Source organism: Humitalea rosea, assembly GCF_003253705.1.
Classification (GTDB): domain Bacteria; phylum Pseudomonadota; class Alphaproteobacteria; order Acetobacterales; family Acetobacteraceae; genus Humitalea; species Humitalea rosea.
Genome location: NZ_QKYU01000029.1, coordinates 14948 through 38081, shown reverse-complemented (window position 1 = coordinate 38081; position 23134 = coordinate 14948). Strand labels below are relative to the sequence as shown.

The window sequence follows — 23134 nt, the reverse complement described above, 5'->3', positions numbered from 1 at the left end:
CGACGTGCCTGACGCAGGGGCGAGACGGTAGGCGCCACGCCGATCAACGAGATGTTCGATCATTTCGACGAGAATTATTTGTTGGATTATATATTAGAATAATCGTAAATACGAACTCTATAAAAGATAGGAGCAAGACTATGACAACGTCGAACACTGGGCTGAACACCGGTCTGCCGCGCCTGAACGAAGCCGCCCCCGACTTCCGCGCGCACACCACACATGGCGACCGCAGCCTGGCCGACTACAGCGGCAAATGGCTGGTGCTGTTCTCCCACCCCGCCGATTTCACGCCGGTCTGTACCACCGAGTTCATCGCCTTCGCGCGCGCCCATGATCGGTTCGCGGCGCTGAAATGCGACCTGCTCGGCCTGTCGATCGACAGCCTCTTCGCGCATCTCGCCTGGGTGCGGAACATCGAGGAGAAGTTCGGCGTCGCCATCCCGTTCCCGATCATCGAGGACATCAAGATGGAGGTGGCCGGCGCCTACGGCATGGTGCATCCGGGCGCCGCCGATACGCAGGCCGTGCGCGCGACCTTCCTGATCGATCCCAAGGGCGTGCTGCGGGCGATGCTCTACTACCCGATGAGCAATGGCCGCAGCATCGAGGAGATCCTCCGCCTGCTGACCGCGCTGCAGACCTCCGACGCGCATGGCGTCGCCACCCCCGAAGGCTGGCAGCCCGGCGAAAAGGTGATCGTGCCGCCGCCCAAAACCGCCGCGGCCGCGGCGAAGCGCGTCAACGAAGGCTATGAGACGACCGACTGGTATTTCTCCAAGCGTGCCTTGTGAGTGCCACGCAGCCCCCCGCATCACGAAAGGAATTCGCCATGTCCGCCATCAACGACCGCGCCGCCCACACCGCGGATGCCCTCAGCGCCGTTCTTGCCGACACGTTCCGCCTCTACATGAAGGTGCATGGCTTTCACTGGAACGTCAGCGGCCCGCGCTTCCGCGTGCTGCACCAGATGTTCGAGGAACAGTACAATGAGCTGTGGCAGGCGCTCGACCCCATCGCCGAGCGCATCCGTGCGCTCGGGCAGACGGCGCCGGGCTCGCTCGGCGCGATCGCGGCCCTCGGCACGCTGCCCGAGACCGAGGGCGTGCCCGCTGCGCGCGCGATGATCGAGGCGGCCCTCGATGGCCACCTCGCCGTTGCCGGCAGCGCCAAGGCGGCGCTCACGGCTGCCGAGGATGCCGCGGATCCGGTCACGGCGGACCTGATGACCCAGCGCATCGCCAGCCATGAAAAGACGGCCTGGATGCTGCGCGCGATGCTGAGCGAGGACGTGCCGGCGCTGTGACGGATCAGCGCCATGATGCCATGACAGGCCCTGGCGTGATCCTCGCACCCAACCGCATCCCCTGGCCGCCGATCCTGTTTGGCGTGGCGGCCATCGCGGCGGTGGGGCTGGGCGTCGTGCTGCCGGGGCCGGAATGGCTGCGCGCGCCGATCTGGGCGGCACTCGGCTGGGCCGTGCTGCTGGCCGGGCTCGCGCTCGACATCGCCGCGATGGTGACGATGTCGCGCCAGCGCGCCAACATCCTGCCGCATCGCGCGGCGACGGCGCTGGTCACGAACGGCCCCTTCGCCTGGTCGCGCAACCCGATCTACCTCGGCAACACGCTCGCCATGACGGGGGCCGCGCTGGCCTTCGCCAACCCTTGGTTCCTGCCGGCCGCGCTGGTGGCCGCGCTGGCGGTCACGCAGTTGGCGATCCGGCGGGAGGAAGCCCATCTGGCGGCGCGTTTCGGCGCGGCCTGGGACGCCTACAGCCGGCAGACCGCGAGGTGGTTCGGACGATGACGACGCCCTATGACCGGATGGGCGGCGAGGCAGGCATCCAACGCTTCACGCACCGCTTTTATGTGCTGATGGACACGCTGCCGGAGGCCGCCGCCTGCCGCGCCGTGCACCCGCCAAACCTGGCCAATGCCGAGCAGCGCCTGTTCGAATACCTGTCGGGATGGCTTGGCGGTCCACCGCTCTACGTCGAACGCCATGGACATCCGATGCTGCGGCGCCGCCACATGCACGCACGGATCGGCGCCGAGGAGGTCCGTGGCTGGCTGTTGTGTTTCCATCGCGCCTGGAAGGACGAGGTCGAGGACGCGGCGCTCGGCCATGATGTGCTGCCGCAGATCGGGAAACTTGCCCACCACATGCAGAATCGCGGTGTAGGATAGTGGGCATGAGGAAAAGAGGAACTGGCGGCGTGCGCGTTCTCCGTTTCGCCATGGCCGGGCTTGTCGTCGCCGCGGCCGCCGGGGGCTTCTGGTGGTATACGCGGCAGCGCGCGCTGCCCGTACCCGTCGCCGCCTTTCAGCAGGATGTGCCGGTCACCGTCTTCGGCCTTGGCGCGATCGAGGCGCAGGTGCTCTCGCGCGTCGGCTTCGAAGTGCCCGGCACGCTCATCGAGTTGGCTGCGGACCACGGCGATCGCGTTGCGGCCGGCGCCGTGCTCGCGCGCCTCAACCCGATCAGCCAGCAGGCGCGCCTCGCCCGCGCCGAGGCCGCGGTGCTTTCGGCCGATGCGGCTGCGGCGCGGGCCGACGCGCAGCGTGAGCGCGCGGCGGCGCAGTTCACCCAGAAGCAGGCCACGGCGCGGCGGCGGCGCGACCTCGCGAGCCGTGGCGTGGGCAGCCAGGAGGTCGCGGAACTCGCCGAGACCGAGCAGGAGCTGGCGCGTGTCGATCTTCTGGTGAACGCCGCTGATGCGGCCGTGGCGCGCGCCGCCCAGGCCGAGGCGCGCGCCAATCTGGAGACGGAACGCGCCACGCTGGAGAAGCACACGCTGCGCGCGCCCTTCGATGCCATGGTGATCGCCCGGTCGCGTGAGGCGGGCACGGCGCTCAATCCGGGCGAGGCGGTGTTCACCCTGGTCGCCCCCGAGAGCATCTGGATGCAGGCCTTCATCGATGAGGGCCGCGCCGGTGACCTGGCGCTCGGCCAAACCGGCATGGTCACCGTACGCAGCCGCCCGGGCCATCCGATCGAGGCGCAGATCGTCCGCATCGGGCTGGAGGCTGACCGCGTCACGGAGGAGCGCCGCGTCTTTCTGCGCTGCCGCTCCTGTCCCACCATGCCCGTGGTGGGCGAGCAGGCCGAGGTCGTGATCGAGACAGCACGCCTGCCGCGTGCCCGGCTGCTGCCGGAACAGGCGCTGCATGGCTTCGACGGCGCCGGCGGCACCGTCTGGACGATCGAGGATGGGCGGCTCGCGCAACGGCGCGTGACCATCGCGGCGCGGCTGGTCGATGGGCGGGTGGCGATCACGGATGGCCTGCCGGAGGATGTCGCGCTGGTGAGTCAGGTCGGTTCGCGCTTCGCCGTGGGCAGGGCGGCGCGCGCGGTGGCGGCGCCGTGAACCTCGCGCTCGCCGACATCCGCCACAAGCTCGGCCGCTTCGTGCTGACCTGCCTCGGGCTCGGCCTGCTGATGGCGGTCGCATTGTCGATGGTCGGCATCTATCAGGGTGTGGTGACGGAGGCGCTGGCGCTGTCGCGCAGCCTGCGCGCGGATCTCTGGGTGGTGGAATCCGGCACGCGCGGCCCCTTCGCCGAAGCCTCGCGCATCCCGGGCGATGTGCGGGAGATGGTGGCGCGCCTGCCCGGCGTGGCGGCGGCCGGCGCCATCACGCTGCGCACGGCCGAAGCCCAGGCGCCGCAGGGCACCATCCGCGTTCAGGTCATCGGTTATGAGCCTGGGCGGCCCGGCGGGCCATCCGTCATTGCCACGGGGCGCGGCCTGGGTGGGACGCGGTTCGAGATCGTGGCTGATGCCAGGTCCGGCCTCCCGCTCGGCGCCACGCTGCTGCTCGGCCGGTATCGCTACCATGTCGTCGGCACCACGCGCGGGCTGGTGGCCTCGGGGGGCGATCCGCTGATCTTCATGCAGTTGCGCGACAGCCAGGACCTGCAATTCCGCCTCGCGCCCGCGGCAGCAAGGCGGGCCATCGCCGCCAGCACCGGCGGCGGCAGCACCGATACGGTGAACGCCATCATCGCCCGGCTGCACCCGGACGCGGACCCTGCCCTGGTGGCGGAGACCGCGCTGCGCTGGAAGCACCTGGCGGCGCTGACGGATCAGGAACAATCGGATCTGCTGACCCTGTCGGTCGTCAATCGCGCGCGCGTGCAACTCGGCATGTTCACGGTGGTGCTGCTGTTCGTCTCCGCCGTCATCATCGCCTTGATCATCTACACAATGACGATGGACAAGCTGCGCGAGATCGCGACGCTGAAGCTGATCGGCGCGCCGGACCGCACGATCATCGGCCTGGTGCTGCAACAGGCGCTGCTGCTGGGTGGTGTCGCCTATGTCGCCGCTGTGGCGATCGTCTTCTCCGCGCGTGATGTCTTCCCCCGCACGGTGGCGCTCGGCCCGGCGGAGGTCGCGGTCATGGCCGTGGTTGTCGCCGTGATCTGCCTGCTCGGAAGTCTGGTCTCGATCCGCGCCGCGCTCAGGATCGAACCGCAACAGGCGTTGGGGGGCTGAGACGCATGGCCGGCCCCCTCGTGCAGGTCGAGAAGCTGTGCAAGACCTTCGGCGCCGGCGAGACCGCGGTGCGCGCCCTGGCCGATGTCGACCTGCAGGTTGGTGCCGGTGAGGTGGTCGGGCTGAAGGGCCCCTCCGGCAGCGGCAAATCGACGCTGCTGAACCTGATCGCCTGCATCCAGGAACCCACCGCCGGCAAGCTCTCCATCGGTGGCGAGACGGTGTGGGAGGGACATTGGCGCGTGCCAGATCTGCGCCGGCTGCGGCGGGAGCGGATCGGCTTCATCTTCCAGTTCCACAATCTGCTGCCCTTCCTGAACGCCATCGACAATGTCGCGCTGGCCATGACGCTGGATGGCGTGGACCGCACCACGGCGCGGCAGCGGGCGGGCGCGCTGCTCGACTATCTCCAGGTCGGCAAACGCGCCTCGGCAATGCCCTCGCGGCTGTCGGGCGGCGAGGCGCAGCGCGTGGCCATCGCCCGCGCCCTGGTCAACCGGCCGCAGGTCATTCTCGCGGACGAACCCACCGCGGCGCTGGATTCCGAGCGCGCGCGCGTGGTCATGGACTTGCTGCGGCAGGTGGCGCGGGAACAGCAGGCGGCAATCCTGGTCGTCACGCATGACGAGAAGATTTTTGATCGCTTCGACCGCATGGTGGCGTTGCGCGATGGACGGATTGAACAGGAGCAGCCACGCGCCGCGTGATGGCACGACGTGCTGCGAACGGCCTCTGTGGCACCTTTCGCTTTGCCACCCGCACCGACAGGGACGCCTGCGCCAGATCCTCCGCCCGCGCCCGCTCACCGTCACATCGATCAGCGACGTCGCCCCCGGCGCCAGGCTCGGCAGATCCCAGGACACCTCCGCCGCGAACTCCCGACTGCGGCAGCAGCGGCGTGCCGTTCAGTATGGCCGGAGAAGCCTTCGGCAAGGGCGGCTACGGCTGCGCCATCGGCTGGAACGCTTCAAGCGCCTGGCCGCCGGCGCCAGCGCCGAGGAGAAGGCCGACCTGTTCTGGCGCGGCGCCGCGCGCTTCTACCGCCTGTCCGGGATCGGCTGATCAGATGTCCGGCTCCAGCCCGAGACCCGGGCCGTCCGGCACGGTGACGAACCCCTCTTGCGCCGCCAGCGCGGCGCCGAAGGGGGGCGTCGCCAACTCGGCGAAGTATATCTCCAGCGGTTCCTCATGATCGGCGGCGGCGAGCCAGTGCAGCGTGGCGAGCAGCCCCGGGCCGAAATAGGGCGAGTGCGGCACCACGGCGATGCCGGCCGCGCGCGCCATCGCCGCCACCTCGACCATGGCGGTCAGCCCGCCATGCTTGGTGACGCTGGGCTGCACGAAATCCACCGCGCGCGCCGCGATCAGCCTGGCGAAATCCTCCGGCCCGCCGAGGTTTTCCCCTGCCGCGATACCGCAGCCCGCCGCCGCCCGCACCGCGCCCATGGCGGCGAAATCCTCGGGCGGCCAGACCGGCTCCTCGACCCAGCGGATATTCATCCCCTCCACCGCGCGACAGAAGCCCACCGCCTCCTCGACCCGCTCCCAGGTGCAGTTGATGTCGAGCATCAGGGGCACCTCGGGCGGCGCCGCCGCGCGCGCGGCGCGGATGCAGGCCAGATCCACCTCATGCAGCTTGATCTGGCGGTAGCCCAGGCGGATGGCCTCGGCGACATTGGCCGCCACCACAGTCGGCTCGCCATAGCGCAGCAGGCTGGCATAGGCGGGAACCCGCGCGCGGCCGCCGTTGCCGAGCAGCGCATGCAGCGGCTTGCCGGCGCGCTTGCCCGCCAGGTCCCATAGCGCGACGTCGATGGCCGAGATCCCGTAGCGCACCGGTCCATGCCGGCCGAAATTGTGGAAGCGGCGCAGCAGCAGGCGCTGCACCCCCGCGATATCGCTGCCGTCCAGGCCGATGCAGGCCGGGCCGATCAGCCGGTCCACCGCATCCTTCGTCGTTTCGCCCAGGCTGAAGCCAAAACCCTCGCCCCAGCCATGCAAGCCATCCTCGGTCTCGACCCGCACCAGCAGCGTCTCGATCTCGCGCAGGCGGAGGTTGCCGCCGAACCCCGCGCTGCCCGCGCCATAGGTGAAGGCGCTGCGGAGCATGCGGGTTTCGATGCGGATGATTTTCATGTCTGCTGCCCTATCGCCTTCGGACTTCGCCGCGGGCTAGGCTTGTCACACCCATGGCCGGCCCAAAGAAGCCGGTAGGGAGGAAATAAGAATGAGACTCCATGCAATCCTGGGCGCCCTGCTCGGCGCCCTGACGGTCCTGCCCGCGGCGGCGCAGGACGCCTACCCGACCCGGGCGATCCGCTTCATCGTGCCCTTCGGGGCCGGCGGGCCGAGCGACATCGTCGCCCGCATCATGGCGCCGCGGATGGCGGCGACCTTGGGCCAGCCCGTGGTGGTCGAGAACCGCGCCGGTGCCGGTGGTGTGACCGGCGTCGATGTCGCGGCCAAATCCGCGCCCGACGGCTACACCTTCGCCATCGGCAGCGCGGGGGCCCTGGCGATCTCGCCCAACCTCGATCGCGGCACGCCCTATGACCCGCTGAAGGATCTGGCGCCGCTCACCCTGGCCGTGCTGGTGCCGGAGCCGCTGGTGGTTCCCATCGCCTCGCCCTACCGCACGCTCCAAGAGCTTGTGGCCGGTGCGAAGGCCTCGCCGGGCAAGCTGAACTTCGGCTCCACCGGCTCCGGCAGCATGCCGCATCTGGCGGCCGAGCAGCTTCGCGCCGCGGCCGGGATCGACATCGTCCATATTTCCTACAGCAGCGGCGGCCAGCTCGCGACCTCGATCCTGCGGGACGAGGTCCAGCTTGGCTTCGCCGACCTGCCCGTGCTGCTGCCGCAGATCCGCGCCGGGACGATGCGCGCGCTTGCCGTGGGGACCCGCGAGCGCCTGTCCTGGCTGCCCGATGTCCCGACCATGACCGAGGTCGGGCTGCCGGCGGTCGATGCCAGCAACTGGCATGGGCTGATCGCCCCCATCAACATGCCGGCGGGCCCGCTGGCCGCCCTGCGCCGCGCCGCCATCGGCGCCTTGCAGGACCCGGATGTGAGGCGCCTGCTGGATGGGCAGGGCGCGATCCCTGGCGGCAACAGCAGCGAGGAATTCGGGGCCTTCCTGCGCAGCGAGATTGAGAAGTGGGGCGGGGTCATCCGCCGCAACAACATCCGCGCCGACTGAGCAGCCTGGAGAATCTGGGGGCGGCCGGCCATCCGGCCAGCCGCCTTCAGCGTATCGTCAGGCGGGCCGCCGATGGCGCCGCCTCGAAGCGAACCCAACCCGGCACTTCGGCGGCGAGATTGACCTCCCGCCATTTGGGATGCCGGGGCGGGCGCAAAAATTCCCCGAATTGCGCGTGCAGCGCCTCGATGAAGCGCGACACCTTGCGGTGGCGATCGCTGCCCGGCTGCCAGGCATAGACCGCCATTACCGCGCCCACCGCGATCGTCTCCACCGTCGTGCCCGGTGCGATCAGCATCGGGTAGTCGGCCGAGGCCAGGCTGGATGGCAGATAGGTCTCGATCAACTCGGGCGTGGCCGGGATCGGCAGGAAGTGCAGATCGCTCCCCGCCGGCACGCCGCCAAAAATCCGGGCCGGCTTGCCCGCCACGAAGGCCATGGCCGCGATCTCGCCGCGCCGGAGCCTGGTCAGGGCGACGTCCTGGGTCTCGTCGGTCATGACGACCGGGATGCCCAGCATGTCGAACACCAGCGAGGCCGTCATCGCCGTGCCGCTGCCCGGAACATCGACATTGACCGGCTTGCCAGCGAGGTCCTCCAGCATGCGGATATCCGCGCGCGCAAGGATGTGGATCTCCTCGTCGTAGAGCTTGGCGATGTATTGGATCAGCGTGCCGACCCCTGGCAGGATGCGTTGGCGCCGGGCGAAGGCGAGCGCATCGGACTGCACGATCCCGATGTCGATGCCGCGCAGCAGCAGGATATCGGCGATGTTGCGCAGCGACCCCTTGCCGACGATCGCGAGGACCCGGAGCGTATCACCATCGTCCAGCACCGCCGCGAGGTCGGCGGCGATGCGGATATAGGTCCCGTCAACACCGCCGGAGATGATGCCCACCGTTCCCGCATTCGCCCGCGCGGTCAGGGCATTGACCGACATCGGCAGCCCTTGGGCGAGCGCCGGGCCGGTGAGCGCCGTCATGAGTCCGGCCAGGACCAGGTCCCGGCGTGACAGGGAGGCGGGCAAGGTCGGGCTCATGGTCGCTCCTCGGGCGTTTTGGTCAGGGTCGGGGCCTCGGCCGCACTGAGGGCTTTGGCGCGGTCGTACCAAAGCCGGGCGGCGGCGAGGTCGGGCTCGATCCCGAGCGCGCCGCGCAGCGCCAGCATCCGCGGGTCGTAGGTTTCGGCCAGGGCATGGGCCGCGACGGCGCTGCCGGCGGCGGCGGCGCGTTCGAAGAAGCGTCGCGCACCGGAGATATCGCCCAGTGCCATGAGCGATTGGCCGCGCTGGAGCATCGCGACGAGTAGCGTGGGGGCCATGGGGATGGTGCGCGGCGTCAAGACCGGCGGCTCGGCGCGGGGAGGCGCCGGCAAGGCCGGCTCGGGCTGGGGTTGCGATCCCGGTGGCACCTCGGTCATCGCTGCCGGCGTGCCGGGGGCGGGCGCCTCCTCCGGTGGCGCCGGCTCCGCGACCATGGCCGGCGCCGGCAGCATCGGCTCGGGCGCTTCCGGCTCACGGATGGGTTCGGGCTCGGCCATTGCGGCAGGGGCGTCCACGGGGGGCAGCGCAATCATGGGCTCCGGGGGCGGGGCTGCGGCGGTGGCTTCCGCCGGAGGAGGGTCATCCGGTTCCGGGGCGGCCGCCTGGGCCGGCGGCGATGCCGTCTCCAGCATGTGCTCGACGGGGTGGGTGGGCGGCGGTTCGGCCGCGAGGACGTCCTCCGGTTCCGGGATCGGGAGTGTGCCGAACCAGACCGGCGGAGCGGCGTCTTCGGGCGGTGTGCTCTGCGTCGCCTCCTGCGGGGCGTGGGAGGCCTCCGCGATGACGAGGCTCGGCGCCAGGTCTGCCGTCGCCGAGGCAAGGATCGCATCCCCGTCCTGGACCACGCCGACGGCATCCGGCTGCGGAGCGTCCCCGGCGCCCGGCAGCGCCACCATCCGATCGGCCGGGGCCTGCGACCACGCCGGCATGCCGGGCAGCGGCTGGTCGTCCCAGACCACGACGGGGGTCGCCTCGGGCTCTTCGCCGATGCTGCGCGCCATCACCAGACCAATGCCCACGGCCCCGAGCAAGGTCAGCGTCAGCCCCGGCATCCGTTTGCGCGGGGTCGGTGGCGGCGGCACCGGGAGGGGCGGCGGTGGCTCCGATGGTTGGATGGTGGCGGGCTGGGACAGGACCGCCTTCAGCGCCGCCTCCCACGCCCCGTCGCCCTCGATCGAAATCGGCTCCTGCCAGACGAAGGCCGCGGCAAGCAGCAAATCCAGCTTCGGCACCTCCTGGGGCCGCAGCGGCTGATGGATGATGGGAAGGTGACCCGGGTAACGGGCCGCAAAACCGGCCGCATCGAGCCTTTGGCGTAACTGCGCCATGGCATTCGGCGCCCAATGCGGTTCGATTTCGAGTAATACCACCCCGCTTTCGGGCTGGATAAGAACAATATCGATATGCGCCGTGCCAATCTGGCAGTTGCTGAGAATGCTCCAGCCACTCCTCGCGTGCTTTGCGACCGCGGGCGGCGCCTGCCCCATGCGCCCAACAGTCGCCACATCCGGATCGGGTGATCGGCTGTCGCGCAACGCTAGCCTCCAAAGTCCGACAGAACAGCCTCAGCGACCTAAAGGTTAGCCAGATAGCATGGACTGCACCAGAACTTCTAAGGCTTTGAGGGCGGACTCCTCTGAAATTACATGAAGTATAGCATTTCAGATCAATATTTCTGCAATATTCAAGCAAAATTACCTGATCTTGTTGCGGAGAGCGGAAGTTCCCCTGTGATGAAAATGGACAAGCGCTCGCCACCGCAGGTGGTGCGACGGGGGGGGCTCGCAATTCGGGCGTGGGCAGGGGCTGGCGGCCACGCCTCAGGAGCGGGGCGCTCTCCGGCGCCCCGCTCGGGCTGGCTAGAGGGCCGCCTTGACGCTGGCGCTGGCCTCGGAGCGCGTGGTGCCGACCCGCAGCGCCAGGGCCGCGGCCATGAACTCGTCCAGCCCGCCATCCAGCACCGCGGCGGGGTTGCCGGTTTCGGTGCCGGTGCGCAGGTCCTTCACCATCTGATAGGGCTGCAACACGTAGGACCGGATCTGGTGGCCCCAGCCGATGTCGGTCTTGCCGGCCTCGATGGCGGCGCCGAGCGCCTCGCGTTTGCTCAGTTCCAGCTCATAGAGTCGCGCCTTCAGCATGTTCATCGCGATCGCGCGGTTCTTGTGCTGGCTGCGGTCCTGGGTGGAGGCCGCGACGATACCCGTCGGGATATGGGTGAAGCGCACCCCGGATTCGGTCTTGTTGACGTGCTGGCCGCCGGCGCCGCTGGCCCGGAAGGTATCGGTGCGGATATCGGCGGGGTTGATGTCGATCTCGATCTTGTCGTCCACCACCGGATAGACATAGACGCTGGCAAAGCTGGTCTGCCGCCGCGCGGCCGCATCGAAGGGGCTGATGCGGACCAGGCGATGCACCCCGGTTTCGGTCTTCAGCCAGCCATAGGCGTTGGCGCCGGAAACCTGGATGGTCGCGCTCTTGAGCCCGGCCTGTTCGCCGGTGCTTTCCTCGGTCAGCTGCACCTTGTAGCCGTGGCGTTCGGCCCAGCGGGTGTACATGCGCAGCAGCATTTCCGCCCAGTCCTGCGCCTCGGTGCCGCCGGCGCCGGCATTCACTTCCAGATAGGCGTCGTTGCTGTCGGCCTCGCCGGACAGCAGGCTTTCGATCTCGCGGTGCTTGGCTTCGCGGGCCAGGGCCTGGAGGTCGGCGACGGCGGCATCGGCGGTGGCGGCATCGCCCTCGGCCTCGGCCATCTCGATCAGCTCCAGCGCATCCGCGACCGATTGCTTGAGCTTGGCCACGCCCTCGGTCTGGTCCGAGAGGCGGGTGCGTTCCCGCATCAGCGTCTGGGCCAGATCCGGCTTCTCCCACAAAGCGGGATCCTCGGCGCGGGCATTCAATTCTTCCAGGCGCGCGAGAGCGACGTCCCAGTCGAGGTGGCGTCGCAACAGCTCAACACTGTCGGCGATCTGGGTCTTCAGGCTTTCGGCATCGGCGCGCATGACGCGGCAGTTAGGCCGCGCCGCGCCACCGCGCAAGCGATGCCTGTATCAGTAAAGATCCCCCAGCCTTCGCTGCGCTGCGCCGGGGTTCCCTTGCACGCCGGGCACGCCGAAGGCGGGCGGCAGGTCCGGCACGGCGGCATTGGCGTCGCCACCGAACAGGTCGGCGTCGTTGGGCGGCGGGCGGGCGCTGTTCTCGGTGCCGGGGCGGAAGGCCTCGGTGATGGTCTGGCCGCGGTCGGTCTGGAGCCGCACCAGTGCCACGCCGGGCGGTACACGGAAGGGCACTGGCGGGCTGTCGCCCAAGGCTGCCTCCACCACATCGCGGAAGATGGGGGCGGCATTGCCGCCGCCGGTCTCGCCATTGCCCAGGGTCTGCGGGTCGTCGAACCCGAGCCAGACCGCGACCACGAGGTCCGGCGTATAGCCGACGAACCAGTTGTCCACGTAGTCGTTGGTCGTCCCGGTCTTGCCCGCGATCGGGCGGTTCAGCCCGGTGGCCGCGCGCCCACCGGTGCCGCGCTGCACCACGCCCTGCAACAGGCTGGTCATCTGGTAGGCGGCGATCGGATCGGTGATCTGGCGCCGCGTATCGGTCAGTTCCGGCGGCCCGTCCTGGAAGGGGCGGGTCGCGCATTCGGGGCAGGCGCGCCCCTCCGGCCGCCAGACCAGGCGGCCGAAGCGGTCCTGCACACTGTCGATCAGGGTCGGTTCCACCCGCTTGCCGCCATTGGCGAAGGAGGCATAGCCCGCCGCCATCCGCAGCACCGTGGTCTCGCCGGAGCCCAGCGCCATGGCGAGGTAGCGCGGCATGTTGTCGATGACCCCGAAGCGGGCGGCGGTGGCCGCGACCCGCTCGATGCCGATTTCCTGCGCGAGGCGCACGGTGACGAGGTTGAGGCTGCGCTCGATGGCGCTGCGCATCGTCACCCAGCCATTGGAGGTGCCGGCGTAGTTCCCGGGCCGCCACAACCCCTGCGGTGTGGCGATCTCGATCGGCGCGTCCAGCAGCCGCTGGTTCGGCGGAATGCCAAGCTCCAGCGCCGGCAGATAGACGAAGGGCTTGAAGGAGGAGCCCGGCTGCCGCTGCGCCTGCGAGGCGCGGTTGAACCAGGAACGCTCGAAGGAGAAGCCGCCGACCATCGCCAGCACGCGGCCGGTATTGGGGTCGAGGGCCACGATCGCCCCCTCCACATTCGGCAATTGCCGCAGCGAAAGATGCTCCGGGCTGCCACGGTTGCGGCCGGCGGCGGGGGTGGCGGGCTCGACCTCCACCATCACGACATCGCCCGGGCTCAGCACATCCTGCATGCGGCGGGGCGAGCCGCCCAGGCGTCCGCCCGGCTGCACCGGCTTGGCCCAGGACTGCACATCGTCGAGCGGCAGGGTCATGGTGCGGGGCTCGGCCGCGGCGCGTGGATCGGCGCGCGCGATCCAGGCCATGCGAGCCTCGGTGTTCCGCACCTCAAGGGCCACGGCCAGATGCCAGCCGGGCAGGGCGCCAGGGGGGCGGGCGACTTGTTCGAGCTGCGGCAGCCAGTCCGTGGAGCTGGCCGAAATCCGCGCCACGGGGCCGCGCCAGCCACCACGGCGGCGGTCATAGGCGAACAGCCCCTTGCGCAGCGCCTCCTCGGCACCGGCCTGCAAGGTCGGGTCGAGGCTGGTGCGGGCGACGAGGCCACCCATGGTGGTCTGTTCCGTGCCGAAGCGGGCGACCAGCTCACGCCGCACCTCCTCGGTGAAGTACTGGCCCACCGGCACAAAATCCGGCCGGCGGCTTGGCCGCGCCTGCAACGGCTCGGCACGGGCGGTCGTCGCCTCGGCCAGGGTGATGGCCTGGTCGTCCAGCATCCGGTCGATCACCCAGTCGCGTCGCGAGCGGGCGGCGTCGGGGTAGCGGAGCGGGTTGTAGTTGTTGGGCGCCTTGGGCAGGGCGGCCAGGAAGGCAGCCTCGGCGACGGTCAGATCGTCCAGCCCCTTGCTGAAATACTGCTGCGCCGCCGCGGCGACGCCATAGGCCTGGGCGCCCAGGAAGATCTCGTTGAGGTAGATCTCCAGGATGCGGCTCTTGGGCATCGCGGTTTCGATGCGGGAGGCCAGGATCGCTTCCCGCAGCTTTCGCAGCATGGTGCGGTCATTGCCGGTCAGCATGTTCTTGGCGACCTGCTGGGTGATCGTGCTGGCGCCGACGGCCCGCCGGCCGGTGGAGAGGTTTTCCACATTGGTGAGGGCGGCGCGGGCGATGGCGATCGGGTCCACGCCGCTATGGGTCCAGAAATTCTGGTCCTCGGCCGAGACGAAGGCTTGCTGCACCCGGCGCGGAATGGCGCCGATGGGGACGAAGATGCGGCGCTCGGTCGCAAGCTCGGCCATCAGCCGCGAGTCGGCGGCGTAAATGCGCGACATCTGCGGCGGCTCATAGGTGGTCAGCCACTGGATATCGGGCAGTTCGGCGATCGCGGCGCGGTAGAAGCCAAAGGCCGCGACGCCGCCGCCGACCACCATGGTCCCGGCCAGGATCACGCCGATACGCCACATCCAGCCGAAAAAACCGAAGGGGTTCTGGCGGCGACGCTTTGGTACGGGGGGGCGGGGCGGGGATTTGGGCGGGCCGCCGGCGACCGGCGTTGCGGGAATGCGGTCGCCCGCCAAGGGGCGATCAGCGCGGAGTTCGTTCGGAGCCATGGAGCGCTTCCTACACCGCCTCGGGCGCCCGCGCGAAGCACGAAGACGCTGGACGCGGGGCCGGGTGACAATTCATATCAATTGCTGCTTCGGGAGGTCGCGATGGCCCTGCTGCTGATCGCCGCGCTGGTATGGGTCATGGTCCATGTCGGCCTGGCCGGATCGCCGCTGCGGGCCGCCCTGGTCGCGCGGCTGGGGGAGGGCGGCTTCCGCGCCGGGTTCTCGGTGCTCTCGGTGGTGGCCCTCATCCTGCTGGTGATGGCCTGGCGCGGGGCGGAGACGAATTTCCTCTGGAGCGCCGCCCCCTGGTTCCGCTGGCTCATGGCGGCGCTGATGCTGCCGGTGCTGGTGCTGTTCTTCACCTCGGTCGCCGCACCCAACCCGACCGCGGTGGCGGGGGAGGCGGCGCTGGGCCGGGAGGCGCGGGGCATCACCCGGATCACCCGCCATCCGATGCTGTGGTCCTTCACCCTGTGGTCGCTGCTGCATGTGCTGGCCAATGGCGACACGGCGGCGATGGTGTTCTTCGCGGCCTTCGCGGTGACGGCGCTGCTGGGGATGCCCTCGATCGACGCCAAGCTGCGGGCGCGGGCGCCGAATGCCTGGGCGGGCTTCGCGGCCAGGACCTCGGTGCTGCCCTTCGCCGCCATCGCCGGGGGGCGCAACCGGCTGGCCCTGGCCGAAATCGGCTGGGCCGCGCCGCTGCTGGGCCTGATCGCCTGGGCGGCGCTGCTGCATTTTCACCGGGCGCTGTTCGGCGTCCCGGCGCTGCTGCTGGGGTAGCGGTCAGGCGAAATCATAGGCGGCATCCACCCGGTACCACTGCCCGGCCTTCCACGCCGCGAGCTCCGCCTCCAGGAAGGCGGCGCGGGTGTCGTCCGGCTTGTTCAGCCAGTTCCAGGTGGTTTCGGGCAGCATGAAGCGCCAGCCGCCGTCATCCCCGCCCGCTCGCCGCATCAGCTTGACCCAGCCCAGCACGCGCGGCGCCGAGATGCCGAGAAACGCCTTCTCCCCCGGCCGCCAGACGTTCGGGGGGTGGAAGGCGATGGAGGTCGAGCCTTCCGCCGGGCGGCCGAAGTCCATCTGCCATTTCTCGGTATCCACGCCCTTGAGGCCGCGGCAATCGGTCGCGACCAGGTAGTGCCAGGCGATCCCTTCGGCGGCGGACTCCGTGTCCCGCGTCGGCAGGGCGGTGGCGCCCATCAGGGAGCGGGCGATGCAGGTGCCGGTTTCGTTCAGCACGTCGCGGTTGAGGTACCAGAGGAAGACCCGGTCCCGCTGCGCGATATGGGTGCCGAGCACGACCCAGCCCCGCAGCTTCAGCAGCAACGCGGGGGAATGGGACAGCGGCTGGCAGCCCTCGCGCAGGATGCGGGGCAGATCGTCGTTGCCCGCGGTCTTGCTGCCCTCCACGCGGTAGCCGATGCCATGCGTCGCCCAGGCGGTCGCGGTCCGCTGCCGCGGCACGACGTTTTCCGCGTCGGGGTTCAACGGCCTGAGGGAGGAGGGCAGCGGCTGGCTCGCCGCCGTCACATCGCCATCGCGTTCGGTCATCGTCTCGGCCGGGGTGGTTGCCAGCAAGCAGTCGACGATGCGCTTCTGTAGCGCATCGATCAGGGCGATCTGCCCCGGCGTCCGCAAGACGTTGAAGGCCCGGATCGTGGTTTGCAGCAGCTCGGCGAAGGTCGGGCCGGGCAGCTTCGGCTCGAACTGCCCGGGGGGCATATGGGCGAAATAGAGTGTGGTGATCAGCTTGTCGCGCGTGCTGGACAGGATCGGCTCCTGCCCGACGCCCTGGCTCATGCCCTGGCGCAACAGCCCGATCAGCATGGGGTTGGTGCAGAGCCGGGCCCGGATGTCCTGTTGCAGGACCCCCGCCGGCGCCTGGAACAGGTCTTTGATCGGTCGATCCAAAGGATCGATCACTACGCCGCCGCGCGCCTGGCTCATTCTGAAAACTCCCTCTTCGCCGGGAGGCTAGACCAGGGTGGCGGAATATTCCGGATCACGACTGCTCGACCCTCGACTTGCCCCCGGCGGCGGCAGCCGATACCGAAGCCGATCCCCGCTGGCTTGATCGAGACCGCACCATGTCCCGTCCGACCCCCGTCATGCTCATCATCCTCGATGGTTGGGGCTTTCGCCCGGCCTGCCCCGACAATGCGGTGGCCCAGGCGGCGACGCCGACCTTCAACGCGCTCTGGGCCGCCGGGCCGCGCGGCTACCTCCGCACCTGCGGGCCGGATGTCGGGCTGCCGGTGGGGCAGATGGGCAATTCGGAGGTCGGGCATCTGAACCTCGGCGCCGGGCGGGTGGTGATGCAGGACCTGCCGCGGATCGATGCCGCCATCGACGACGGCAGCCTGCCGACCCTGCCGGCGCTGGTCGATCTGATCGGCAGGCTCCGCGCCTCGGGCGGCACCTGCCACCTCATCGGGCTGCTGTCCGAGGGGGGGGTGCATAGCCACCAGCGCCATGCGCTCGCCTTGGCCCGCGTGCTGGTCGGGGCCGGGGTGCCGGTCGCGGTGCATGGCTTCTCCGACGGGCGCGACTGCGCGCCGGATGCGATGACGCGGGACCTGCCCGCCTTCCTCTCCGGCCTGCCCTTGGGCGCGCGGCTGGCGACGCTGACCGGGCGCTACTACGCCATGGACCGCGACAACCGCTGGGAGCGCGTCTCCACCGCCTGGCGCGCCATCGCCCTGGCCGAGGGGGCGCGCGTCGCCGACCCGATGCAGGCGGTGGCCGAGAACACCGCCGCCGGCCGCAGCGACGAATTCGTGCCCGCGCATGTGATCGGCGACTACGCCGGCATGGCCGATGGCGATGGCGTGCTGTGCTTCAATTTCCGCGCCGACCGGGTGCGGGAGATCATGGCGACGCTGGTCGATCCCGCCTTCTCCGGCTTCGAGCGCCCCCGCGTGCCAAAACTCGCCGCCGCCGCGGGGATGACCCAGTATTCGGTGGAGCTGGACGCGCATCTGGCCACGCTCTTCGCCCCCCAGCCGATGACCGGGCTGCTGGGCGAGACGGTCGCCGCCGCCGGGCTGACCCAGCTTCGCATGGCCGAGACCGAGAAATACCCCCACGTCACCTACTTCCTGAACGGCGGCGAGGAGGCGGTGCTGCCGGGCGAGGAGCGCATCATGGTGCCCTCGCCCAAGGTCGCGACCTATGACCTCCAGCCCGAGATGTCCGCCCCCGAACTGGCAGCCAAGGCGGCGGCCGCGATCCGGGCGCAAAAACATGCGCTGATCGTGCTGAACTTCGCCAATGCCGACATGGTCGGCCATACCGGCAGCCTGCCCGCCGCGATCAAGGCGGTGGAGGCGGTGGATGCCGGGCTCGGCCAGATCATCGCCGCCCTGCGCGAGACCGGCGGCGCGGTGCTGGTCACCGCCGACCATGGCAATGCCGAGACGATGCGCGACCCGGAAACCGGCGGGCCCTATACCTCGCATACGCTGAATGTGGTGCCCTGCGTGGTCTTCGGCGGGCCGGAGGGCACGACGCTGGCCGATGGCCGGCTGGCGGATGTGGCGCCGACGCTGCTGGGCCTGCTCGGGATCGCGCAGCCGGCGGAGATGACCGGGCGGTCGCTACTGCGGCACGGCTGAGCCGGGCGGGCGGCAGGACTCGCGGATCACCAGCCGGGTGGGCAGCTTCAGGCAGCGGAACCCGGCGGGGGCCTGGCCGCGCATCCGCTCCAGCAGCATGGTCGCGGCATGGCGGCCCATTTCGGCGAGGTCCCAGGCGACCGCCGTCACCGGGGGCGTGTAAAGCTCCGCGAGGTCGGAATCGCTGCCGGCGATCAGCGAGACATCCTCGCCCACCCGGCAGCCCAGCGCCCGCAGCGCGCGCAGGCTGCCCTCCAGCAGATCCATGGTCGCGACGAAGATCGCCGTCGGCGGCGGCGTGAGCCTCATCAGCGCCATCGTCTCCCGAAACGTATCCTCGGCCGTCAGCACCCGGTCGCGCAGCAGTGCCGGGTCAGGCGCCAGCCCCGCCGCGTCGAAGGCCTCGGCAAACCCCTGGACCCGGCTGCGGGCGGGAAAGGCCTTGGTGTCGCCGACCAGCAAGGCGATGCGCCGGTGCCCCAAGGCCAGCAAATGCCGCGTCGCCCGCGCCGCGCCGGCGCTGTGGTCGGCGGTGACGCGGTCGGCGGTGTCGATGCGGTCGCGGTCGATCAGCAGCACCGGCATGGGGGCCGCGGCCAGCGCCTCCAGCACCCCCGGATGCGCCTCGTCGCTGATCGTCATCATGACGCCATCGACTTTTCGGCGCGCAAAGGCGCGCAACAGGTCCAGCTCCACCTCCGGCCGGTTGGTCGTGCTGGAGAGCAGCAGCGTGTAGCCCTGCTCCCGCAGCAGGTGCTCGGCCTCCTTGATGAAGGTGGCGAAGCGGGGGATGTCGAAATCGCGGATGGCGCAGGCGACCAGCCGGGTGGCGCCGCCGCGCATGCTCTGGGCGATGGTGTCGCGCTCGTAGCCCATGGCGTCGATCGCGGCCTGGACCTTGCGCCGGATCGGCTCCGTCACGGTGGGATGGCCGTTGAGCACGCGCGAGACGGTGCCGACCGCAACCCCGGCCGCCTTGGCCACATCCCGGATCTTCGTGCTGCCGCGCATGGCTTGACGCCCTCTTGATGAACCGGTTCATATCGGCTCATGCCGCGATTTGGAAGCAGTGTTGCGACGATTGCCGTTCTCGGCGCCATCGCCTTCGTCAATGCGATGGGGGCGGTGATCGTCTTCCCGCTGGGGCCGTTTTTGGCGCGGGATCTGGGGGTGCCGCTGCAGGACGCGGCGCTGACCAGCACGGTCTATACCGCCGCCGCGGGGATCGGCGGGCTGGCGGGGGCGCTGTTCCTCGGGCGCTGGAGCCGGCGGGGGGCGCTGGTCGGCTCGCTCGGCGGGCTCGGGCTGGGGATGGTCGCGGCCGGGCTCGCGCCCGATTTCCGCTGGCTGCTGCTGGCGCGGTTCCTTTCCGGCCTCTGCGCCGGGCCGCTGATGGCGGCGGTGGTGACGATCGCGGCCGAGGCGGTCTCCGAGGACCGGCGCAACCGGGTGGTGAGCGCGATCGTCGGCTCCTACGGGCTGGCGCTGGTGCTGGGCCTGCCCTTTGCGCTGTTGCTGTCGGCCTCGGCGGGGGGGTGGCGCATCCCCGTGCTGGTCCTGGGGGCGGCCTGCCTCGCGCTGCTGCTGCCGGCCTGGCGGATGCAGCGGCCGGCGCGGGCGGCCGAGCCCGGGCCGAAGGTCACCCCGGCCAGCCTGCTGCGGCTGCTGCTGCGCGCCGAAAGCCTGACCGGGTTGGCGCTGATCGGCGCGGCCTCCTTCGCCAGCCTGCTGATCGCGCCGCATCTGAGCGGCTTCGCGCTGGGCAATGCCGGGGTCGGCGAGGCCGGGTTGCGGGCGATGTATCTGTTCGGCGGCGGGATGGCGCTGGTCACCACCCGCGTCACCGGCTGGGTCATGGACCGCATCGGCACCTTGCAGGCCTCGCTGGGGGTGGGGGCGCTGCTGACGGTGCTGCTGGTCGCCGCCTTCATGGTGCCGCTGCCGCCGCTGGTCGCGGTGCCGCTGCTCGGCGCGGTGCTGGCGGGGCAATTGGCGCGCAGCACGGTGGCGCAGGCCAGCGCCACCCGCGTCGCCCAGCCTTCGGAGCGGATGACCTACCAATGCCTCGTGGCCGCCGCCACCAGCCTGGGCCAGGCCGCCGGCGCCGCCTGCTCGACCCTGGTGCTGCATGAGGCGCCGGGGGGCGGGCTGGCCGGGATGGGCGGGCTTGCCGGGCTGAGCATCGCGCTGGCCTGGCTCGCCCCGCTGCTGGTGGTGGTGCTGAACCGGCAGTTGCGGCGGCGCGACCACAGATGAACCGATTCACCCACCCTTTATCGGAGCAGGCAGCATGAGCCACCCCGTCATCGGCTTCGTCGGCTTCGGCGAGGCCGCGCAATGCTTCGCCCGGCATTTTTCCGGCCAGGGCGTGGCCGGGATGCTGGTCTTCTGCGAGGGCGCGACCAACCGGCCGCCCTATTCGCCCGCCTTCCGCGCCAGCGTGGCCGCCCATGGGGCGAGGCTCGTGGACAGCCTGGAGGCGCTGGCCGCCGCCGCGGACATCATCGTCTCGGCGGTGGTGGTGGCGACGGCGGCCGGGGTCGGCCAGGCCATCGCCGCCGCCGCCCGGCCGGGCGCGCTGGTCGTGGACATCAACGCCGCCACCCCCAGCGCCAAGCGCCTGGTCGCCGAGGCCGTGGCGGCGCGTGGCGGGCAGTATGTCGATGCCAATCTGATGGGCGCGGTCGGGCTGTATGGCCCGGCGGTGCCGCTCTATTGCTCGGGCAGCGGCATGGCGCGGTTCATCGCGACCTTCGCGCCCCTGGGGCTCGTCATCGAGGATGCCGGGCCCGAGGCCGGCACAGCCGCGGCCGTGAAAATGCTCCGCAGCGTGGTGACCAAGGGGATCGAGGCGCTGGTGATGGAGGCGCTGACCGCCGCCTCGGCCGCCGGGGTGCGGCAGGAGGCGTTGCGCGGCATCTGCGGGCCGATGGATGCCACAAGCTTCAGCACCTTCGTGGACATGTGCGTCCGCACCGATGTGCTGCACGCCGAGCGCCGCGCCGTCGAGATGGATGGGGTGATCGAGGGCCTGAGGGAACTTGGGCTGGACCCGGTGATGACGGTGGCGACCGCGGCACGGCTACGCGCCTCGGCCGCACTTGGGCTGCGCGCCGAGTTCGCGGCGCGGGGGGCCTATACCGCCGATGCGGTGCTTGATGCCTATGCGGCGCGGATGGCCTAGCCTTCCAACTCCCGCCGCACGATCGCGGCCCCTTCGGCCAGGGCCTTGAGCTTCCCGAACGCCCGTTCGCGCGGCAGGTACTTCATGCCGCAATCCGGCGCCGGAACCAGCCGCTCGGCGGGCAAATGCTTCAGCCCCTCGCGGATGCGGGCGGCGACCTCCTCCGCGGTCTCGACCTGGTGGCTGCCGAGGTCGAGCACGCCCAGCAGGATCGTCTTGCCCGACAATTCGCGGAGCACGCCGAGGTCCAGATGCGGCTGTGCCGCCTCGATCGAGATCTGGTCGGCGATGCAATCGGCCAGTTGCGGCAGGAAGGAATAGCCGCTCGGCTTGTCCTGCACGATGGCGGCGTAGCCGAAGCAGAGGTGCACGATGGTCGGCCCCGGCACCCCCTCCAGCGCCCGGTTGATCGCCTTCACCCCATAGCGCCGCGCTTGCTCCGGCCGCGCCTGGAGCCAAGGCTCGTCGAGTTGGATGATGTCGGCACCGGCGGCCTTCAGGTCGCGGGCTTCCTCGGCCACCACGGCGGCATAGGCCATGGCGAGGGCTTCCTCGTCGCCGTAGAACTCGTCCTTGGCCTGCTGGGCGAGGGTGAAGGGGCCGGGCAGGGTGATCTTGATCTTCTTGTCGGTATTGGCGCGCAGGAACTGCACGTCACGCACCTCAACCGGCCGCATGCGGCGGATCGCGCCGATCACGCGGGGCACCAGCGTGGATTTGCCGGCGCGGCCCATGACGGAGGCGGGGGTGTCCACATCCACCCCCTCCAGCGCCAAGGCGAAGCGGTTGGAGTAGCTTTCGCGCCGCATCTCGCCATCGGTGATGATGTCGATCCCGGCGCGCTCCATGTCGCGGATGGCGATGAGGGTCGCGTCATCCTGCGCCCCTTCCAGCACCGGCTCGGCCACGCGCCAGATGTCGCGCATGCGGACGCGGGGCACGAGGTTCTTGGCCAGCACCTCGCGGTTCACCAGCCAATCGGGCTGCGGGTAGCTGCCAACGACGGTGGTGGGCAGCAGCATATCAGCCATGGGTCGGTTTCCTCTGGGCTCGGGCGGCGCCCTGTTCCGGCCGGAGCCTGCCGCCGCGGCGCCGAACACACAAGACCGACAAAATGCGTTGACAGACGTGTTTTGTCGGGAAAATCTCCCTCCCAGGAGAAATGGTCCATGCACACCGCCACGAGCCGGGACGTGACGCGGTGAACACGCCGGCACCCCTGGTCACCCTGACATTCGACAATGGGCCGGAGCCGGAGGCGACCCCGGGCGTGCTCGACGTGCTGCGTCGCCGTGGCCTGCACGCGACCTTCTTCGTGATCGGCCAGAAGCTCGAAGATCCGGCGCGGCGGGCGATCGCGGCGCAAGCCCATGCCGAGGGCCATTGGATCGGCAACCACACCTATACCCATGCCGGGCCGCTCGGCGATCGCCCGCCGGGCCATGCCGAGGCGGAGATCGGCCGCACCCAGGCGCTGATCGGCGATCTGGCGCACCCCGACCGCCTGTTCCGCCCGGTCGGCGGCGGCGGCCATCTGGGGCCGCACCTGCTGAGCGTCGAGGCCCGCGATTACCTGCTCCGCGACCGCTACACCTGCGCCCTGTGGAACGCCGTCCCCGGCGACTGGAAGGACGCGGAGCACTGGCCGGATCGGGCGCTGGCGATGTGCCTCGCGCAGGATCATGCGGTGCTGGTCCTGCATGACCTGCCGAACGGGGCGATGCGGCATCTGGACCGCTTTCTCGGGCGGCTTGCCGATGCGGGCGCCAGCTTCCGGCAGGATTTTCCCGATGCCTGCCTCGCCATCCGGCGGGGCGTGCCATCGGGACGGCTGGGGGATTGGGTGGCCCCGGCTTCATTGACCAGACTGGGCGCGGACGCGCAGGCTTGAGCAAAAGGACGCTCCGCTCT

At 70.3% G+C, this 23134-nt stretch carries 22 protein-coding genes; 14 read left to right on the top strand and 8 right to left on the bottom strand.

Features of this window, described 5'->3' with window-relative positions; genetic code table 11:
* Positions 1-140: 140 nt before the first annotated feature.
* From C8P66_RS20065 to C8P66_RS20030, 8 genes are read left to right on the top strand one after another with little or no spacing between them, the layout of a single operon-like run.
* Positions 141-794, top strand: coding sequence for a peroxiredoxin (locus C8P66_RS20065; protein WP_111400070.1), 654 nt, complete (start codon positions 141-143; stop codon positions 792-794).
* 38 nt (positions 795-832) lie between these two features.
* Positions 833-1306 (top strand): Dps family protein, encoded by a 474-nt coding sequence (locus tag C8P66_RS20060; RefSeq protein ID WP_111400069.1) that lies wholly within the window; start codon positions 833-835, stop codon positions 1304-1306.
* A 35-nt stretch (positions 1307-1341) separates the two neighbouring features.
* The gene (locus tag C8P66_RS20055; RefSeq protein ID WP_211314215.1) at positions 1342-1809 is read left to right on the top strand and encodes a methyltransferase family protein; all 468 of its coding nucleotides are present in this window, start codon (positions 1342-1344) and stop codon (positions 1807-1809) included.
* Positions 1806-2189 (top strand): group II truncated hemoglobin, encoded by a 384-nt coding sequence (locus C8P66_RS20050; protein WP_111400068.1) that lies wholly within the window; start codon positions 1806-1808, stop codon positions 2187-2189. Before C8P66_RS20055 ends, C8P66_RS20050 begins: the two co-directional genes overlap by 4 nt.
* A gap of 29 nt (positions 2190-2218) precedes the next feature.
* Positions 2219-3370 carry an efflux RND transporter periplasmic adaptor subunit gene (locus tag C8P66_RS20045; RefSeq protein WP_158537327.1) on the top strand — a complete coding sequence of 384 codons (1152 nt, stop codon included), beginning with the start codon at positions 2219-2221 and terminating at the stop codon, positions 3368-3370.
* Entirely contained in the window at positions 3367-4500 is a 1134-nt protein-coding gene (locus C8P66_RS20040) for an ABC transporter permease (RefSeq protein ID WP_111400066.1), read from the top strand. The genes C8P66_RS20045 and C8P66_RS20040 overlap by 4 nt, the downstream gene beginning before the upstream one ends.
* Before the next feature lie 5 nt (positions 4501-4505).
* Positions 4506-5207 carry an ABC transporter ATP-binding protein gene (locus C8P66_RS20035; RefSeq protein ID WP_111400065.1) on the top strand — a complete coding sequence of 234 codons (702 nt, stop codon included), beginning with the start codon at positions 4506-4508 and terminating at the stop codon, positions 5205-5207.
* Positions 5170-5562 (top strand): hypothetical protein, encoded by a 393-nt coding sequence (locus tag C8P66_RS20030; protein WP_111400064.1) that lies wholly within the window; start codon positions 5170-5172, stop codon positions 5560-5562. The genes C8P66_RS20035 and C8P66_RS20030 overlap by 38 nt, the downstream gene beginning before the upstream one ends.
* On the opposite strand, the gene C8P66_RS20025 is transcribed toward C8P66_RS20030, so the two are convergent.
* Complete coding sequence (locus tag C8P66_RS20025) at positions 5563-6636, bottom strand: mandelate racemase/muconate lactonizing enzyme family protein (RefSeq protein ID WP_111400063.1); 1074 nt, start codon at positions 6634-6636, stop codon at positions 5563-5565. It lies immediately after the preceding gene.
* 91 nt (positions 6637-6727) lie between these two features.
* Here C8P66_RS20025 and C8P66_RS20020 point away from each other — a divergent pair, with 91 nt between their 5' ends.
* Entirely contained in the window at positions 6728-7696 is a 969-nt protein-coding gene (locus tag C8P66_RS20020; RefSeq protein WP_111400062.1) for a Bug family tripartite tricarboxylate transporter substrate binding protein, read from the top strand.
* A 46-nt stretch (positions 7697-7742) separates the two neighbouring features.
* Here C8P66_RS20020 and C8P66_RS20015 read toward each other — a convergent pair whose 3' ends face one another.
* The 4 genes from C8P66_RS20015 to C8P66_RS20000 form a co-directional block, all read right to left on the bottom strand.
* The gene (locus tag C8P66_RS20015) at positions 7743-8735 is read right to left on the bottom strand and encodes a TAXI family TRAP transporter solute-binding subunit (protein ID WP_111400061.1); all 993 of its coding nucleotides are present in this window, start codon (positions 8733-8735) and stop codon (positions 7743-7745) included.
* Entirely contained in the window at positions 8732-9970 is a 1239-nt protein-coding gene (locus C8P66_RS20010; protein WP_146422987.1) for a hypothetical protein, read from the bottom strand. The genes C8P66_RS20015 and C8P66_RS20010 overlap by 4 nt, the downstream gene beginning before the upstream one ends.
* Before the next feature lie 627 nt (positions 9971-10597).
* Entirely contained in the window at positions 10598-11737 is a 1140-nt protein-coding gene (gene prfB / locus C8P66_RS20005) for a peptide chain release factor 2 (RefSeq protein WP_111400059.1), read from the bottom strand.
* A 48-nt stretch (positions 11738-11785) separates the two neighbouring features.
* Complete coding sequence (locus tag C8P66_RS20000) at positions 11786-14422, bottom strand: penicillin-binding protein 1A (protein WP_170141595.1); 2637 nt, start codon at positions 14420-14422, stop codon at positions 11786-11788.
* Positions 14423-14524: 102 nt separating this feature from the next.
* On the opposite strand from C8P66_RS20000, the gene C8P66_RS19995 reads away from it, so the two are divergent.
* Positions 14525-15205, top strand: a complete 681-nt coding sequence (locus C8P66_RS19995; protein ID WP_146422985.1) for an NnrU family protein — start codon at positions 14525-14527, stop codon at positions 15203-15205.
* A gap of 3 nt (positions 15206-15208) precedes the next feature.
* Here the strand turns inward: C8P66_RS19995 and C8P66_RS19990 are convergent, their stop codons facing one another.
* Positions 15209-16372 (bottom strand): hypothetical protein, encoded by a 1164-nt coding sequence (locus tag C8P66_RS19990; RefSeq protein ID WP_111400056.1) that lies wholly within the window; start codon positions 16370-16372, stop codon positions 15209-15211.
* Positions 16373-16512: 140 nt separating this feature from the next.
* Here C8P66_RS19990 and gpmI point away from each other — a divergent pair, with 140 nt between their 5' ends.
* Positions 16513-18039, top strand: coding sequence for a 2,3-bisphosphoglycerate-independent phosphoglycerate mutase (gene gpmI, locus C8P66_RS19985; protein WP_111400055.1), 1527 nt, complete (start codon positions 16513-16515; stop codon positions 18037-18039).
* On the opposite strand, the gene C8P66_RS19980 is transcribed toward gpmI, so the two are convergent.
* Positions 18022-19050, bottom strand: a complete 1029-nt coding sequence (locus tag C8P66_RS19980; RefSeq protein WP_111400054.1) for a LacI family DNA-binding transcriptional regulator — start codon at positions 19048-19050, stop codon at positions 18022-18024. The genes gpmI and C8P66_RS19980 overlap by 18 nt on opposite strands.
* Positions 19051-19089: 39 nt before the next feature.
* On the opposite strand from C8P66_RS19980, the gene C8P66_RS19975 reads away from it, so the two are divergent.
* Positions 19090-20295, top strand: a complete 1206-nt coding sequence (locus C8P66_RS19975; RefSeq protein WP_111400053.1) for an MFS transporter — start codon at positions 19090-19092, stop codon at positions 20293-20295.
* A gap of 34 nt (positions 20296-20329) precedes the next feature.
* Entirely contained in the window at positions 20330-21223 is an 894-nt protein-coding gene (locus C8P66_RS19970; protein ID WP_111400052.1) for an NAD(P)-dependent oxidoreductase, read from the top strand.
* On the opposite strand, the gene C8P66_RS19965 is transcribed toward C8P66_RS19970, so the two are convergent.
* A complete protein-coding gene (locus tag C8P66_RS19965; RefSeq protein ID WP_111400051.1) occupies positions 21220-22254 on the bottom strand; it encodes a uroporphyrinogen decarboxylase family protein in 1035 nt (344 codons plus the stop codon). The two genes, C8P66_RS19970 and C8P66_RS19965, sit on opposite strands and share 4 nt — an antisense overlap.
* Before the next feature lie 131 nt (positions 22255-22385).
* On the opposite strand from C8P66_RS19965, the gene C8P66_RS19960 reads away from it, so the two are divergent.
* Positions 22386-23114 carry a polysaccharide deacetylase family protein gene (locus C8P66_RS19960; protein WP_111400050.1) on the top strand — a complete coding sequence of 243 codons (729 nt, stop codon included), beginning with the start codon at positions 22386-22388 and terminating at the stop codon, positions 23112-23114.
* The last annotated feature ends 20 nt before the right edge of the window (positions 23115-23134 follow it).

Excerpts from the sequence above, each read along its gene's own strand:
- C8P66_RS19970 (WP_111400052.1), top strand. The coding sequence starts at position 20,330 with ATGAGCCACCCCGTCATCGGCTTCGTCGGCTTCGGCGAGGCCGCGCAA.
- prfB (WP_111400059.1), bottom strand. The coding sequence starts at position 11,737 with ATGCGCGCCGATGCCGAAAGCCTGAAGACCCAGATCGCCGACAGTGTT.
- C8P66_RS20000 (WP_170141595.1), bottom strand. The coding sequence starts at position 14,422 with ATGGCTCCGAACGAACTCCGCGCTGATCGCCCCTTGGCGGGCGACCGC.
- C8P66_RS20050 (WP_111400068.1), top strand. The coding sequence starts at position 1,806 with ATGACGACGCCCTATGACCGGATGGGCGGCGAGGCAGGCATCCAACGC.
- C8P66_RS20065 (WP_111400070.1), top strand. The coding sequence starts at position 141 with ATGACAACGTCGAACACTGGGCTGAACACCGGTCTGCCGCGCCTGAAC.
- C8P66_RS19965 (WP_111400051.1), bottom strand. The coding sequence starts at position 22,254 with ATGGCTGATATGCTGCTGCCCACCACCGTCGTTGGCAGCTACCCGCAG.
- C8P66_RS19960 (WP_111400050.1), top strand. The coding sequence starts at position 22,386 with ATGGTCCATGCACACCGCCACGAGCCGGGACGTGACGCGGTGAACACG.
- gpmI (WP_111400055.1), top strand. The coding sequence starts at position 16,513 with ATGTCCCGTCCGACCCCCGTCATGCTCATCATCCTCGATGGTTGGGGC.
- C8P66_RS20025 (WP_111400063.1), bottom strand. The coding sequence starts at position 6,636 with ATGAAAATCATCCGCATCGAAACCCGCATGCTCCGCAGCGCCTTCACC.
- C8P66_RS20060 (WP_111400069.1), top strand. The coding sequence starts at position 833 with ATGTCCGCCATCAACGACCGCGCCGCCCACACCGCGGATGCCCTCAGC.
- C8P66_RS20015 (WP_111400061.1), bottom strand. The coding sequence starts at position 8,735 with ATGAGCCCGACCTTGCCCGCCTCCCTGTCACGCCGGGACCTGGTCCTG.
- C8P66_RS19990 (WP_111400056.1), bottom strand. The coding sequence starts at position 16,372 with ATGAGCCAGGCGCGCGGCGGCGTAGTGATCGATCCTTTGGATCGACCG.
- C8P66_RS20020 (WP_111400062.1), top strand. The coding sequence starts at position 6,728 with ATGAGACTCCATGCAATCCTGGGCGCCCTGCTCGGCGCCCTGACGGTC.
- C8P66_RS19980 (WP_111400054.1), bottom strand. The coding sequence starts at position 19,050 with ATGCGCGGCAGCACGAAGATCCGGGATGTGGCCAAGGCGGCCGGGGTT.
- C8P66_RS20030 (WP_111400064.1), top strand. The coding sequence starts at position 5,170 with ATGGACGGATTGAACAGGAGCAGCCACGCGCCGCGTGATGGCACGACG.
- C8P66_RS19975 (WP_111400053.1), top strand. The coding sequence starts at position 19,090 with ATGCCGCGATTTGGAAGCAGTGTTGCGACGATTGCCGTTCTCGGCGCC.
- C8P66_RS19995 (WP_146422985.1), top strand. The coding sequence starts at position 14,525 with ATGGCCCTGCTGCTGATCGCCGCGCTGGTATGGGTCATGGTCCATGTC.
- C8P66_RS20035 (WP_111400065.1), top strand. The coding sequence starts at position 4,506 with ATGGCCGGCCCCCTCGTGCAGGTCGAGAAGCTGTGCAAGACCTTCGGC.